The sequence below is a fragment of the Caballeronia sordidicola genome, assembly GCF_002220365.1.
Classification (GTDB): domain Bacteria; phylum Pseudomonadota; class Gammaproteobacteria; order Burkholderiales; family Burkholderiaceae; genus Caballeronia; species Caballeronia sordidicola_C.
The window spans coordinates 213,812-228,461 of record NZ_MTHB01000110.1; the positions used below are offsets into that span (position 1 = coordinate 213,812).

Sequence of the window (14,650 nt, forward strand, 5' to 3'; positions counted from 1 at the left end):
CAGGCTTCGGCCGATTGAAGCCGGTACGTGCCGGGTGGATCGCTACGATCAAACAGGGACATCGTTGGGTCGTCGACGTGACGATGCGGCGCCCTTTCACGTGCGCCTTTTCAGTGAGCGGAAAAACAATGCGATTTCTCTTTGACCAGACGGCGGAAGGGGGCACCTACCTGGGTTGGCTGATGTCCGGTTTATGCTGGACGCTGCTCTTGTGGTTTGTTTCCGGCATGTTCGCGTTCGCAATCGGCATAACCGTGGGTGCAGCTCGCACGGTCCGCTATCTTCCATTGCGAATCGCGGCGAGGATTTATGTTCAGGTGTTCCGCAATGTCCCGCTGCTCGTGCAAGTATTCCTCTGGTACTTCGTCCTTCCCGAAGTAATCCCCACCGCATGGGGGAACTCAATCAAGCAGGTCGCACCGCCATGGGCCAGCTTTTATCCCGCTGTAGCCGGGCTGAGCCTGTACACGGCATCGCGTATTGCGGAGCAAGTTCGTGCCGGTATCAATGCGCTCTCCGATGGCCAGAAAAAAGCGGCGGATGCACTCGGCCTGACCGCTTTCCAAACCTACCTGCTGATCTTATTGCCGCAGGCCCTTCGCATAACCATCCCGACGTTAACCAGCGAAGCACTTGGCCTCCTCAAAAATACGTCGGTTGCATTGACGATCGGTTTGCTCGAGATCACCGCCCGCGCGGAACAGATCAACGAATTCACGTTCAGGACGTTCGACGCCTTCGCGAGTGCAACGGTTCTGTACCTGTTGATCGCACTCGTATTACACCAGGTCGCATTTCAGGTGGAGCGGATGCTTCGTATTCCTGGCGTGAGCCAAAACAACGCGGTCAGAAAGTAGGGGGTGTCATGTCTTTTGATTTCGCCGCTGTGCTCAACGCCACCCCGTACCTGCTGCAGGGACTTTTGTTCTCGGCCGAGCTCACGCTGGTGGCCATGATCGGCGGAATGCTGTTGGGGACGTTCATGGCAATCATCAGGCACATGCGTGTGCCCGTTGCGGCCGAGGCCATTCGTGCCTACGTCACCCTGATGCGTTCCATTCCCCTGATTCTCGTTCTCTTTTGGTTCTTCTTCCTGGTTCCGCTGCTGTTGGGTCACTTGACGCCAGCGGGCCGTTCGATCCCGCTCGGCCCGAAATTCACCGCTTTCATCACCTTCACCCTTTTTGAGTCCGCCTACTACGCGGAGATAGTACGCGCCGGGCTCAAGGCGATCGACAAAGGGCAATACGAAGGTGCGAAGGCGCTTGGTCTTTCCAGCTTGACCATGTATTGGAGCGTTGTCGTGCCCCAGGTCCTTCGGGTCACCGCGCCGATCATCGTGTCGCAGACGATCATTCTGTTTCAGGACACGGCGCTCGTGTACGTACTGTCACTCACCGACTTCTTTGGCGCGGCAGCAAAGATCGCCCAGCGTGATTCGAAACTGGTGGAATTCTATTCGACGGTCGCGGTTGTCTATCTGCTCATTTGCTCGATGGGGTCCGAGTTGTCAGAGCGTTTCCGGAAGAAACAAGGGTACCGCTCGCCTCGCGGCAGGTTCGAACGCGCCAAGCGTATGTTCGGCATTGCCCGCCCCTGAACCATCTCTAGCTTCGAGGTCTGATCATGGATGACCCGTTTTCGCTTCGGAATGAAATCCTTCGGATAGAAGGGCTTGAGCAAAGCTATGGAACGCTTCCTGTTCTGAAGGGCATCGACCTTCGCGTCAACAAGGCAGAACGAATCGTTATATGTGGTCCATCGGGTTCGGGGAAATCGACGCTGATCCGGTGCATCAACGGGCTGGAAGCATTCAAGTCCGGAACGATATGTGTCACCGATGTCAGTAGCGGCGAACATCTGACGCTACTCAAGGATATCCGTCGCGAAGTAGGCATGGTCTTTCAGAATTTCAACCTGTTTCCGCATTTGTCGATACTTGAAAACTGCATGCTGGCACCCATCAAAGTGCGCGGTGTGAAGAAGGCTGAGGCGCGAGATAGAGCACTTTATTTTCTAGAAAAAGTCCGCGTGCTGGATCAGGCACAAAAGTATCCTGGACAGTTATCCGGCGGCCAACAGCAACGCGTCGCCATCGCGCGTGCGCTGTGCATGCAGCCGTCCATCATGCTCTTCGATGAACCCACCTCCGCACTGGACCCCGAAGTCGTGCAAGAGGTCCTGGCGACCATGGTCGGCCTCGCCAAAGAAGGTATGACCATGCTTTGCGTCACGCACGAAATGGGGTTCGCGAGAGAAGTCGCTGACCGCGTCATTTTGATCGACGGGGGAAGGATTGTTGAAGAGGCCGCCCCCGACCAATTTTTCGACTCGCCTCAACATGAACGCACGCGGGCGTTCCTTGGTCGCGTGCTTCGTGGACATCCCGAGGTCGTATGAGGATGGACTGCACGGCGTCGCGCGGAGTGACGCCGCACAAGCTACCAGCCCGCAACTTCGATACCATCTAAGCCGCAGAATAAGGCTCGATCAAATCGGCAAAACGATCGGCGAGCGTCTGTCTTGCCCGTGCAGGCCATATCGCGCTGAGTTCAAAACGCGGCAGCGCGGCGCCATCGACTATCTCGCACAGTCTCACTCCGCTAAATTGCAATGCCCGAACCGAATGCGGCAATAGCGACACGCCGCATCCCGCAGCCACGCATGCGATCACGGTCAGCGACCGATTTGCTTCCTGCGCGATCTCCACCTCGCAACCCGCTTGCCGGAACGCGCTCAGAATGCCCGCGCGAACGCCGGGCAGCTGGCCCTGTGGAAACCATACCAGCCCGTGCGGCGCGAGTTCGCGTAACGACACCTTCGCACCCGCCGGCAGCGGAAAAGTCTCGGGCAACACCGCGATCAACGGCTCGCGCGCGATCAACTTTTCGCGCATCTTGCCCGCGACGGCCACCGGCGTATGTAACAAGCCAATATCGATTTCACCTTTCTCCAGCGCGCTCGCCTGCTCGGCATTGCTCATCTCGCGCAGCACCAGTTCGACATCCGGCACCGATGCGCGCAGCGCTGCGATCGCACGCGGCAGCACCTCGAACAGCGCCGCCGACGCGAACCCCACCGTCAGCCGCCCTGCGCGCTGAGCGCCGATCGCGCGAGCGCGGTGCGAGGCGGCATCGATTCTCGCGACGCTCATCCGCACGTCCTCCACGATCGCCAGCCCGGCCGCGGTCAGGTCCGCCCCACGCCGCGTGCGGCTGAAAAGCTTCACGCCCAGGTCGTTTTCCATGCGGGTGAGCGCCTGACTCAGCGCGGGCTGCGCGATGTTCAGACGTTCGGCGGCGCGGGTGACACTGCCGGCATCGGCGACGGCGAGAAAGTACTTCAGGTTGCGCGTGTCCATATTAAAACGATATGAAAGATGATCGTTTGCATCATATATGTTTATCCAGACGATCCTTAAAATGCCTCCATGGACGAGATGCGTGAGTGACCTCGTCGTGAAAAATATGATGGAGACGACAGTGAACTGGTACCGCGACATATCGGCGACGGAAAAACGCACCTTATGGAGTTGCTTCGCCGGCTGGGCACTCGACGGCGTGGACACGCAGTTGTTCAGCCTCGTGATCCCGACCTTGCTCGTGACCTGGGGTATCGGCAAGGGCCAGGCGGGGCTGATCGGCGGCGCGACGCTGGTCGCCGGCGCGTTGGGAGGACTGCTCGCCGGCATGCTGTCGGACCGCTATGGCCGCGTGCGTGCGTTGCAGATCACCGTGATCTGGTTCTCGCTCTTCACCTTCCTTAGCGCCTTCGCGCAGAACTTCGAACAGTTGCTTGCTCTCAAGGCCCTGCAGGGCGTGGGTTTTGGCGGCGAATGGACCGCGGGCGCGGTGCTCCTGAGCGAGACCATTCGCGCGGAACATCGTGGCAAGGCAATGGGCATTGTGCAAAGCGCGTGGGGTTTCGGCTGGGCGGGCGCGGTGCTTCTCTACCTGCTGGTGTTCTCGTTCGTGTCCCCGGAGTGGGCGTGGCGGCTGCTGTTCGGTATCGGGGTGATTCCTGCCGGGCTCGTGCTTTATCTGCGCCGTAATGTGGTCGAACCGCCGCGCGCCGTCGTCAGCGCAGGGTCATCCAGGCTGGCACTGCCAGCAGCACGCAGCATCTTCGACCGGTCGGTGATGCGCACAACGATCGTGGGCGCACTGATCGGCGTGGGTGCACACGGCGGTTATCACGCGATCACCACATGGCTGCCCACGTACCTCAAGACCGAGCGGCATCTGTCCGTGCTCGGCACGGGCGGTTATCTCGCCGTCGTCATCACGGCATTCATCTGCGGCTGTTTTGTGAGCGCCTGGCTTCAGGACCGGATCGGGCGCAGGCTCAACGTGATCCTCTTCGCCGTATGCTGTGTCGCGACGGTCAACCTCTACGTCTTCCTGCCAATGGGCGACACCGCGATGCTGTTCCTCAGCTTTCCGCTAGGTCTCTTCGCGGCCGGCATCCCGGCCACGCTCGGCGCGCTTTTCAACGAGCTTTATCCGCAAGGCATCCGAGGCACCGGCGTGGGCTTTTGCTATAACTTCGGGCGGATCGTCTCGGCAGGTTTTCCAGTGCTGGTCGGTCACATGGGCAACTCGATGCCGCTTGGCTCGGCGCTTGGCATCGACGCCGGCATTGCCTACGGACTCGTGGTCGTGGCCGCTCTCATGCTGCCGGAAACAAAGAACCGACCTATCGCGACGGTAGCGGCCAATGCCACGACTCGCGCCTAGACGGGGACCACATGATCGACGAACGGATTGAAACGATGCAGGCACAAGACACGACGGTAGCGGATCAGTGGTCTGACGCCAACGATATCAATGGCACTAACGATGCGCGGATCACCGCTGTCGACGCCCATGCCCACGTCTTCGTGCGCGGCTTGCCGCTTGCGGCGCAGCGTCGCCATGCGCCAGACTACGACGCGACGCTCGATGCCTATGCAGGCCATTTGCGCGCGAACGGTATCTCGCACGCCGTGCTGGTCCAGCCCAGTTTTCTCGGCACCGACAACAGCTTTTTCCTCGATGTGGCGAGGCGTTATCCGCGACGCTTTCGCGGAGTGGCGGTCGTCGATTGCTCGGTCACCGATACCGAGCTCGCACTGCTCGATCGCACAGGCGTGGTGGGTATCCGCCTGAACCTGATCGGCTTGCCGGTTCCTCAACTGAGCGCGCCTGAGTGGCAACGATTGCTGGCGCGTGTCAATGCGCTCGGCTGGCATGTCGAGGTCCATCGTGAAGCGGTGGATTTGCACGCTGTAGTAGGTCCACTGCTCGAGCAGGGATGCACGGTGGTCGTCGACCACTTCGGCCGTCCGAATCCGCACACCGGCACCAACGACCCGGGCTTCGGATACCTGCTGTCGGTTGCGGCAACGGGACGCGTGTGGATTAAGCTGTCGGCGGCGTACCGGAGTGCGCCCGGCAATGACGGAACGGCTTTGGGGACCGCACTTGCAAGCCAGCTGCTTGACGCTTACACGCCCGAGCGTCTGGTCTGGGGCAGCGATTGGCCGCACACGCAGCACCAGCAACTGGTGGATTACGACGCCACGCGGCGTGCGCTCGACCAATGGGTTCCTGACGCGACGCAGCGCGAGCTTATCCTCACGCGCTCGGCCCGTGCGCTGTATCGATTCGAATAAAAATTTCCCCTTACGTCACTAACGTCACTAACATCAACACGGAGAGTTCAACCATGTCGCTTCCATCCGCTGAACGTCGTAGCGCCTTCCGCTCGCTGGTCGAAAGCCGGCACGCGTTGCTCGTGCCCGGTGCGTTCAACGCGCTGAGTGCGCGCGTTGCTGCCGATATCGGGTTCGGTGCGTTGTATATCACCGGTGCCGGCGTGACCAACATGTTTCTCGGGCTTCCGGATCTCGGCTTTGTCGGCCTGCACGAAATGGCTGACCATACCGCCCGTATCCGCGACGCGGTGGACCTGCCGCTAATTGTCGATGCCGATACCGGCTACGGCAATGCGCTCAACGTGCGTCATGCGGTTCGCACCCTGGAACGCGCGGGCGCCGACGCCATCCAGCTCGAAGACCAGGAGAGCCCCAAGAAGTGCGGGCATTTCGCTGGCAAGGCGGTGATATCGACGAGTGAGATGGTCGGCAAACTGCACGCGGCGGTTGATGCTCGCGAGGACCCCAATCTGCTGATCGTTGCCCGTACCGATGCCTGCGCGACTCATGGATTCGATGCCGCCATTGAACGTGGGCATCGCTTCGCCGAGGCTGGCGCGGATGTGCTCTTCATCGAGGCAGTTGAAACAATCGAGGAGATCCAACGCTTGCCCGCGATGTTCGATGTGCCGCAGCTCATCAACATCGTGATTGGCGGCAAGACGCCGACGCTGCCGCAATCCAGGCTGGCGGAACTTGGCTTCGGGATTGCGCTTTACGCAAACGCACCGCTTCAGAGTGCCGTACGTGGCATGCAGCGGGCTTTGGGCGTACTTAAGGCTCAAGGGAGGCTCGACGAAGATCCGGACCTCGTGGTGCCGTTCAGCGAGCGCCAGCGCCTGGTCGACAAACCCTTCTACGACCGGCTCGACGAAAAATACGCCGCACATGATGACTAACCCCGCTGCGCCCTGAAACCAGCGGATCACAAGCTGCACCACATAACAAATAAAAAGAGGCCGACTATGAGTGCCCCTCGAATGGAAGAAGCATGCTGGCTAAAACCGAACTGTTTCACGTGCGCATGCGGGCGCTGGCTGTGGGCCTGCCGTATGCCCTGACCACGGCCATCCTAGGCGGCACTACGGAATTCGTCGCGCTGAAGTTCAAGTCAATCGGGCACGAGCACTATTTCTACCTGTGGTTACCTACAGCGGCCAAGCGAGCGACAAGGTCAGCGGCACGGTCTTCTCCATCACGGCTGACGAGCTCCAGCATGCGGACGCTTACGAAGTCGCCGCTTATCGGCGCGACCGGGTCCTGCTCGCATCAGGCACCTCGGCGTGGGTCTACGTCGATGCAAGGTCAGCCAAGCCGGCTCCTGTCTGAGATCCCCTGTGTTGCACAGCTGTTAGCGCCGGATAGTCCGTGAGACCATGAGCGTCCCCGGCGTAAGCCGTCGCCCGATCGAACGGATTCAGTACTGCGTTTTCGCGGATGCGCTCAGGCAGGTCGGGGTTGGCAATGAACATCCGTCCGAACGCAACGGCGTCGGCCAGCCCGGACTCGAGCACCTGGACCGCCGTCCCGGGGTTGTAGCCGCCGGCGGTGATCATCGGGCCGTCGAACGCATGGCGGAAAAGCGCGGCGTTGTTGGCACTGTCCACGCTCGCGTCATCACCGTATCCCGCCGACGACGCACGCGGCTCGATCAGGTGAAGATACGCAAGCTTGCGCTGGCCGAGTTCGCGGATCACGTGGGTGAAATGAAGCACCGTGTCGCTATCGTGCAAGCCCCCAAGGTTGCCGTGCGGCGACAGGCGAACAGCAGTGCGATCGGCGCCGATGACGTCGGTGATCGCGTCGACCACTTCAAGCAGCAGCCGCGTCCGGTTCTCGATCGACCCGCCGTACTCGTCGGTGCGATGATTGCTGCCGTCCTGCAGGAACTGGTCGAGCAGGAAGCCGTTCGCTCCGTGGATCTCGACGCCATCGAAACCAGCGTCGAGCGCATTTCTCGCTGCGCTCCAGAACGACACCACGATCTCCGATATTTCGAGCGTGTCCAGCGCGTGCGGCGTCTCGTAGGGCTCCTGCTGAAACGCCGGCGTGTAAGCGAGGCCCGGCGCTGCTATAGCTGAAGGCGCGACGGGCAGGCTACCGTCGGGGTTGTAGGTCGAATGCGACCAGCGCCCGTGGTGAACGATCTGGAGTACGATCCGGCCGCCCCTGGCATGAACGGCCTCGGTGACAGCGCGCCAACCGGCAACCTGCTCCGGCGAGTAGATGCCGGGCATCTGCGGATAGCCGTGTCCGTTGACGCTGATTGCCGTCGCTTCGGTGATGATCAGACCCGCCGTGGCTCGCTGCGCATAGTATTCGGCGCTGATGGGCAAAGGCACTCCACCGGGTCCGGCGCGCATGCGGGTAAGCGCTGGCATCACGATACGGTTTGGCAACGACAGCGCGCCTAGTTGCAGAGGCACGAAAAGTGGGTCGGTAGACATGGCGAGATTCCCGGGCGAATGCGGTATGGAGCGAAAGACGTGCCGTCAGGCAATTACGGCTAAGCTGACGCTTAGCTAAAGCTCAACTGACCGAAGTCGAGCGAAACGAGAAGCGGCTCAGGCACCTTCTGCATGTTTTCGTCATAGGCATAGATGCGCCGCTTGGTCGGCATCTTGATGCCCTGGAATTCGACGTAATCGCTGACATAGTTAGCGCCGGATGCGCCGCCCAAAATATCGACGGTGTAGTCGTGGCGCCGCATCAGCCCGTCCGGACCGAAATGGGTGATCTGCGTCCGGGTGTGACTATGAATATCAGCAGGGAACGTCACCTCGAGCCGGCGCCATTCCTCGCCGTTTTCGTGCCACGGCTCGATCTCCTCGCTCTCGAACCCGGGATAGGTGTAGAGGAACGGTGACGTGAGATAGGTCCACAACGCCTCGCTCGCAAAGTAGGTGACGTGGAACTTGTCCCATGGCGTTTCCTGGACGTGACCGGCGTAGGCGGCCTCGGGATCGTCACGGCTTTCGAGCACCGTGCCGTCCAGCTTTTCGACTGATACACGACCCGGAACAAACACGCTGCGATGACCGGCCGCCAGGAAAGGCGTGATCGTCAGCCGCTGCTGATGCGTGTCGATCTCGAAGACCTTGTCGTTGAGCAGACCGGGCTGCTGCTTGAGGTGCCAGATCGCGCCGTCGACCGAGAGCTCGGCCTTGAGTCGGCTGAACGCGTTCCAACGGTCCAGGCCACCGTGGGCGTCAATGGCAAAGGCAAGCAGGTCGTTCATGGTCAATCTCCGGTGGTGAAAAGAAACGACGCGTAAGGAGGGGTGGGCTCGCGTTGTCGATGAACACAGGTTAAAGCGACTGTCTTCGAGCCGGTAGCCGGTCTTTTTCGCTATGACTTATGTGGTTTGCGCATGGGTTCGGGCGAATGCCATAGCGGGAATGAAGAACGCAACGCCATGAAGTACGGTTTTGCCGCGTCCGCATAAGTCCGAGGTTTCTACGCATCGCGAACAGTGGTTTCGACAGGTCTGCGCGTGCCAAGAGACAGATAGCCGATGATTTCAGTTATCTTTTATGTCTTAGGCACATCAATCACCTTGCTTCCGGAGAATGGTGCCGGCGCAGTTATCTCGTTCTACGGAAACCCTGATGAAAGACATATTCGCGCTCAAGCTCTACACCCGCGTCGCCCGGCTTGGCAGCTTCTCCGCCGCCGCTCGCGAATGCGGACTTTCGCAGTCACAGGCCTCGCGCATCATTGCCGAGCTGGAAGCAGGGCTCGGCGCCCGGTTGCTCTCGCGCACCACACGCGCCGTCGTGCCGACGGAAGCCGGTTCCGAATTCCTCGCCCGAATGGAGCCCATTCTGATTGCTCTCGATGAAGCGGAACATAGCGTTCGCGAGGGAGGCGAGTTGCGCGGGTCGCTGCGAATGAGCATGCCGACCAGCGTGGCGATTCGCGAAGTCATCCCGCGCCTCGAGACGTTTACTGCCAGGCATCCCCATCTGCAAATCCATCTTCTGCTTGAGGATCGAAGGCAGGATCTGGTTCGCGACGCGGTCGATGTCGCGATCCGCCTTGGCTCGCTGGCAGATTCGGGCGCGACAGCGAAACTTATCGCAACGATCCCTCGCCTGATCCTGGCGGCGCCGAGCTATCTTGAGCGCGCGGGGATACCAGCCACGCCCGATGATCTCGTTGCGCACAGGATTGTGGGCGGCCCTGCGGCATCGGTGCCGTGGGCGTGGAAGTTCGAGCGTCATGGCGAAACCGTGGTGGCGGATGTCTCGCCGCATTTCACGACGAACGAGAACGAAGGTGCCGTTGCTGCTGCGGTGGCCGGCTTCGGCATTACGTCGACGACTGGATGGGCGTGCCGCCGTGAACTCGAAGACGGGTCCCTCGTCGCGTTGCTCACGGACTGGAAAACCGTCGATGTTCCCGTGCACGCCTATTTTCCGCTTGGTCGCGCCACCCGTGCGGCTGGTCGCGCCGTGATCGAGCACCTGATAGCGGACCTGCGGGTAACAGCAGACACTTCGCGCTCCACCTCATGATGTGCAGACAGAGCCGAACTTGAACACAAGATCGCGATCGCATTCGAGGCGGCGGTGCTCGCTTGTACATTCGCCTGAACCGTGTCAATCTATTTGCCATTCGCCGTGCGGTGGCTGCATTAAAAGAATCGATTAATAGCGATTCCCGCCGAAGCCCGCAATGCGGCGAGCTGTGTCACGCGAGCCGTTCGTCCCCAGGGTCAATACAAGAAAAATAAGCACATCAGGACACGGTTGCCGTTTCATTAAGGTGCTTCATTAATAGACGGAGTCCGCCATGTCTATTGTTGCCATTGATGGTGTTCGTTGGACTAATGATCGCGTTACCCACGTACGTTGGGGCAGCATCGATGAATTGACGGCCAACTGGACGTCGGTACCCAAAGTCGTGGATGTGGACCGCGTGGTGAAAGTCCTGGAGAAAGGAGAGCTGGTGCGCACGGTGTTCAAGCTGGGGGGGCGAAGCTATCTGGGTCCTCAGGTTAGCTCCATCCCTTACGCTAACGGGCACATTGGCATCGAAACGTCTTTTGAAGACGGTCGAATTGAAAAAACGTTGGAAGATCTGCCAACCGTTTAATCGATTCGACCGTTTTCGTTCCACTGTTCGCAGCATTGGGGGCACGCGTGGCGTAGCGCAAGTGCGCTTGGTCAAGGTTGCCTGTCGCAATCATCCGTCAAGGAATGATTGCTCCAGTTCGTCGGAATATACCTCCGCAAGCAGCGTGCGCAGCTTCGACGCCTTGGCTGCGCCATAGGCGTTTTCGAAGCGTATTTGCGCTTCATTCCATAGAGCCTTCGACTCGGCCAGTTTCTTTTTTCCTGCCGGGGTCAAGGCAACACGACGTCCGCGTTTATCGGTTTCATCGGGAAGCAATTCAATAAACCCGTCGCGCTCAAGCGGCTTGAGATTGTGCGAAAGTGCGGAGCGGTCAAGCACCATGTCTTTGGCAAGATCGCTCATGTTCGGCGTGCCCGCGCGATCAATATGCACCAGTGTGGAATGTTGCGACAGCTTGAGACCGCAAGGCGCAAGTACGCTCTCGTACAGTTGCGAGAGCCTGCGCGTGGCCTTGCGCAACGCGGCGCCGTTGCATAACGAGACTGCGGCCGAAGAGTGCTGTTTATTCGAAGTGTTCATGGTTCACTTGAAAATGACGGTTCGAAAGATCGTCAGGCAATCTTAGTCTATTGACACATCCAGACGCATGGCAGACTGCCGATCCTGATGAGGCGCCGTTTCCTCGGCGCTGATCAACAGCCAGCACAGCGCGCTCGCTACAAATGCAACAGCGGACGCCGCGAACAGCACACCCTCGTATCCGTAACCAAGGCTGGCTCGCGCGATTGATCCAAGTCCCTGATGCGATGAAATCAGCGACGCCGCGGAAGCCAGGTTCCCATTCGCGATGGAACGCGTAATTTCCAGCTTGTCGTGGCCGCCGAGTGCCGGCAATTCTCGCTCAATGCTCGCGTGGATTCGATAAAACAACAATGCGCCGAGCGCCGCGAACCCCACCACAATGCCGCTGAACCGCATGGTCCCTGATACACCGGACGCCATGCCCGCCCGTTCCACGGGGATCACCGTCATGCTGACCTTGGCGATCTGACCGTTGAGAATGCCGGCGCCCGTCGAGGCCACCAGCATCGGAAGAAAGATCGCGCTGAAGCTGAACGCCTGGATCTGCAGCGCGGTTCCGAACAGGCCGGCTGCGACCAGCAACAAGCCGCAAACGAGCAGCATGCGTCCCGACATCCGATGATCGAGATACACGGACACAATACGCGGCACCCCGAACAAGGGCACGGCGAGCGGTAACATCAGCAGGCCGGCGTTGAGCGGCGAATAGCCGAGGGCGCTTTGGAAAAAGAAGGGCAGATAGGTCAGCATGGTCAGGAACGCGACCGCGTACGACACGCCGGCGAGATTCGCGCCGAGATAGGTCCGCTTGCGGAAATAGTCAAGCTCGACCATGGGCCGCGCCTGCTTAAGTTCGACGATCACGAACGCTACGAGGAAAATGACTGAGGCCGCTAGTCGCGCCCTGACGGAAGTGCTAAGCCATCCCTCGCGATTGCCTGAAATCAGTGCCCAGGTGAGTAGCCCGAGAAATGCGCTGAACGTCACCACGCCCCACATGTCGATCGCGATTGCGTGCGGATCTTTGGATTCATCGACTACAAAATACGTCATGGCAATCATGATTGCGCCAACGGGCAGGTTGACATAGAAAGCCCACTGCCAGCCCAGCGACTGCGTGATCAATCCGCCTGCCACGGGCCCGAGCATGATGGCCACGCCGATCACCGAGCCCCAGAATGCAAACGCCTTGGCGCGTTCCTTACCTTGAAATCCATGTGCGAGGACTGCGAGTGCCGCGCTGAGCTGCAACGCGGCGCCCACTCCCTGCAGCGCGCGTGCGGCGTTCAACACAACCGTGGTTGTAGCGGCGCCGCAGATGAAAGACGCAGTGGTGAAGACGAACAGGCCAATGATCAACAGGCGCTTTCTGCCGAAGCGGTCGGCGAGCGCGCCAGCGGGCATCACCAATGTTGCAAACGCCAGTGTGTAAGCCGAGATGACCCATTCAATGGCGACGAAATCCGCATGCAGGGAACGCGCGATTGACGAGAGCGATACCGCGACAATATTCGCGTCCAGGTTGATCATGAATGACGGTACCGACACGCATAACAACAACAGAAATCTTTTCTGCATATCTTTGCCTTGATGGGATAACGGCGGCCGGGCTGGGCGCATCGGCCCGTTGCAAGACCATTCAAAGTAGTTGCATATGCCAATATATTATCCCGTGCAGCAATTTAGGCAAGCAAATTCTGCTGCGTGCCTAGGCGCAATAAGGCCCCGTGTTGGCAAAAACGAAAACGCACGGATGCCTGTGCGTTTGTGTTCTGGAGGACTGCGGAGACGTGTGGGAAGCTTTCGGGCAGGGCCGCCCTGAGGCGCTACAAGGCGAGCTTGTAACCCTCGTGGCTAGCCTTGAAGCCGAGCTTTTCATAGAAGCGGTGGGCGTCGCTACGGCTCTTGTCGGTCGTGAGCTGGACAAGATTGCATCCTCGCGACTTGCACTCGGAGATCGCCCATTCGAACATCTTCTGGCCCAACCCGGAATCACGCCGATGCGCGGCGATTCGAACCGCCTCGATTTGTCCCCTCCACGAACCCATGCGTGCAATGCCGGGGATAAATGAAAGTTGCAACGTGCCTATTATTTCGTCGCCATCGGCAACCACCGCTAGTCGCTGGTTCGCATCCGCTTCTATAGCCTTGAACGCGTCGACGTATCTTTGGTCGAGCGGCGTGCCGATGATTTCTCTCTGGCTCCCGAGTTCGTCGTCGGCTAACAAGGCGACGATTGCAGGGACATCGGCTAGCAGAGCGGTCCGGAAAACGATGTGTTCCACGTTAGAACCTCATAGGGTAAGGAGTTGAAGTATATGCACCCGTGGTGCCGCGATCGACGAAACGCAACGCTCCACAGGTCATGTCATGCTTCGTCACCCAGAAGCGTGCGCAGCATGCGCTCGGGGTTGGCCAGGAACGACCGCATGACCTGGAAGTGTTCTGTCTCTTCGTAGCTGACGCGTTTTACACCTTCCGTGGTGAACTCGTAGATCCACGCGTCCGGATACGCCATCAGAATAGGCGAGTGAGTGGCAATGATGAACTGCGACTCGTCGCGGGCCAGGTCATGAAGTCTGGCAAGAGCGGTGAGTTGACGTTGTGGAGATAACGCGGCTTCCGGCTCGTCGAGGAGATAAAGACCCTTGCCGCCGAAGCGATTCATCAGCAACGCCAAAAAAGACTCGCCGTGCGAGCGCTCGTGCAGGGAATTCCCGCCGTAGGAGTTGATGACGGGAGGACCGAACGAGGGCTCCGCATCGAGGTTCTCGATCTCGGTGGCCACGTTGAAGAAGCTCTCTGCGCGCAGGAAGAAGCCATCCTTCGGACGCCTCACTCCTTTGGCAATGCGCAGGTATTCGTCAAGCACCGAATGCGACAGCCGGGTTCCAAAGTTGAAGTTCTTCGTACCGCCTTCCGGGTTGAATCCCATCGAGACAGCAATGGCCTCGAGGAGCGTCGATTTCCCGGAGCCGTTTTCGCCGACGAAGAAAGTAATCTTTGGATGCAGTTCAAGCGTTTCCAGCGACCGGACTGCCGGCAGCGAGAACGGATAACGATCGAATGACTCGACCTTGTCGCGCTGCAAGCTTATCCGGCTGATGTACTGGGTAGAGATCATGATGGTAGCGTCATGTGTTCACGGACGTCGCTAATGACATGGCGTTGTGGGGATACATTCATGGATACAGCGGAAAGCCGCGCCTGTCGCCGCCTTGACGAAGCACTATCTTAACCCGGTGGGCCACCGTGTAATGGAGCGAGCGGCTACCTGCCTGACGCTCCTCATTT

The 14,650-nt window shown here is 59.6% G+C and carries 16 protein-coding genes and 1 pseudogene; 10 read left to right on the forward strand and 7 right to left on the reverse strand.

What is annotated here, in order from left to right; all coding sequences use genetic code 11:
- The first annotated feature begins 14 nt into the window (after positions 1–14).
- From BSU04_RS18120 to BSU04_RS18130, 3 genes are read left to right on the forward strand one after another with little or no spacing between them, the layout of a single operon-like run.
- Positions 15–857: an amino acid ABC transporter permease gene (locus BSU04_RS18120; RefSeq protein WP_256982963.1), complete on the forward strand. Its 843-nt coding sequence runs from the start codon at positions 15–17 to the stop codon at positions 855–857.
- Between the two features lie 29 nt (positions 858–886).
- The gene (locus tag BSU04_RS18125; protein ID WP_256982964.1) at positions 887–1,600 is read left to right on the forward strand and encodes an amino acid ABC transporter permease; all 714 of its coding nucleotides are present in this window, start codon (positions 887–889) and stop codon (positions 1,598–1,600) included.
- Between the two features lie 26 nt (positions 1,601–1,626).
- Positions 1,627–2,400 carry an amino acid ABC transporter ATP-binding protein gene (locus tag BSU04_RS18130; protein WP_089161899.1) on the forward strand — a complete coding sequence of 258 codons (774 nt, stop codon included), beginning with the start codon at positions 1,627–1,629 and terminating at the stop codon, positions 2,398–2,400.
- A gap of 67 nt (positions 2,401–2,467) precedes the next feature.
- On the opposite strand, the gene BSU04_RS18135 is transcribed toward BSU04_RS18130, so the two are convergent.
- Positions 2,468–3,361, reverse strand: coding sequence for a LysR family transcriptional regulator (locus BSU04_RS18135; RefSeq protein ID WP_089161900.1), 894 nt, complete (start codon positions 3,359–3,361; stop codon positions 2,468–2,470).
- A 121-nt stretch (positions 3,362–3,482) separates the two neighbouring features.
- Between BSU04_RS18135 and BSU04_RS18140 the strand changes: the two genes are divergently transcribed.
- The 5 genes and pseudogenes from BSU04_RS18140 to BSU04_RS18155 all read left to right on the forward strand — a co-directional run bounded on the left by BSU04_RS18140 (position 3,483) and on the right by BSU04_RS18155 (position 7,024).
- Complete coding sequence (locus BSU04_RS18140; RefSeq protein WP_089162001.1) at positions 3,483–4,736, forward strand: MFS transporter; 1,254 nt, start codon at positions 3,483–3,485, stop codon at positions 4,734–4,736.
- 35 nt (positions 4,737–4,771) lie between these two features.
- Entirely contained in the window at positions 4,772–5,653 is an 882-nt protein-coding gene (locus BSU04_RS18145; RefSeq protein WP_256983007.1) for an amidohydrolase family protein, read from the forward strand.
- Between the two features lie 53 nt (positions 5,654–5,706).
- Positions 5,707–6,594 (forward strand): isocitrate lyase/PEP mutase family protein, encoded by an 888-nt coding sequence (locus BSU04_RS18150; RefSeq protein WP_089161902.1) that lies wholly within the window; start codon positions 5,707–5,709, stop codon positions 6,592–6,594.
- Between the two features lie 89 nt (positions 6,595–6,683).
- Positions 6,684–6,845: pseudogene (locus BSU04_RS47685) on the forward strand (alpha-ketoglutarate transporter); the annotation flags it as partial.
- Positions 6,836–7,024 carry a gamma-glutamylcyclotransferase gene (locus BSU04_RS18155; protein ID WP_306427200.1) on the forward strand — a complete coding sequence of 63 codons (189 nt, stop codon included), beginning with the start codon at positions 6,836–6,838 and terminating at the stop codon, positions 7,022–7,024. The pseudogene BSU04_RS47685 and the gene BSU04_RS18155, both read left to right, overlap by 10 nt.
- Here the strand turns inward: BSU04_RS18155 and BSU04_RS18160 are convergent.
- Positions 6,985–8,142: an alkene reductase gene (locus tag BSU04_RS18160; protein ID WP_089161904.1), complete on the reverse strand. Its 1,158-nt coding sequence runs from the start codon at positions 8,140–8,142 to the stop codon at positions 6,985–6,987. The genes BSU04_RS18155 and BSU04_RS18160 overlap by 40 nt on opposite strands.
- 71 nt (positions 8,143–8,213) lie before the next feature.
- Positions 8,214–8,933: a hypothetical protein gene (locus BSU04_RS18165; RefSeq protein WP_089161905.1), complete on the reverse strand. Its 720-nt coding sequence runs from the start codon at positions 8,931–8,933 to the stop codon at positions 8,214–8,216.
- Between the two features lie 370 nt (positions 8,934–9,303).
- On the opposite strand from BSU04_RS18165, the gene BSU04_RS18170 reads away from it, so the two are divergent.
- Positions 9,304–10,212: a LysR family transcriptional regulator gene (locus tag BSU04_RS18170; protein WP_089161906.1), complete on the forward strand. Its 909-nt coding sequence runs from the start codon at positions 9,304–9,306 to the stop codon at positions 10,210–10,212.
- 277 nt (positions 10,213–10,489) lie between these two features.
- A complete protein-coding gene (locus BSU04_RS18175; RefSeq protein ID WP_089161907.1) occupies positions 10,490–10,792 on the forward strand; it encodes a hypothetical protein in 303 nt (100 codons plus the stop codon).
- A gap of 90 nt (positions 10,793–10,882) precedes the next feature.
- On the opposite strand, the gene BSU04_RS18180 is transcribed toward BSU04_RS18175, so the two are convergent.
- From BSU04_RS18180 to BSU04_RS18195, 4 genes are all read right to left on the reverse strand, one after another.
- Entirely contained in the window at positions 10,883–11,353 is a 471-nt protein-coding gene (locus BSU04_RS18180; protein ID WP_089161908.1) for a MarR family winged helix-turn-helix transcriptional regulator, read from the reverse strand.
- A 42-nt stretch (positions 11,354–11,395) separates the two neighbouring features.
- Entirely contained in the window at positions 11,396–12,934 is a 1,539-nt protein-coding gene (locus BSU04_RS18185; protein WP_089161909.1) for an MFS transporter, read from the reverse strand.
- A 248-nt stretch (positions 12,935–13,182) separates the two neighbouring features.
- Positions 13,183–13,641 carry a GNAT family N-acetyltransferase gene (locus BSU04_RS18190; protein ID WP_089161910.1) on the reverse strand — a complete coding sequence of 153 codons (459 nt, stop codon included), beginning with the start codon at positions 13,639–13,641 and terminating at the stop codon, positions 13,183–13,185.
- Positions 13,642–13,724: 83 nt separating this feature from the next.
- Positions 13,725–14,480: an AAA family ATPase gene (locus BSU04_RS18195; protein WP_089161911.1), complete on the reverse strand. Its 756-nt coding sequence runs from the start codon at positions 14,478–14,480 to the stop codon at positions 13,725–13,727.
- Positions 14,481–14,650 lie beyond the last annotated feature (170 nt).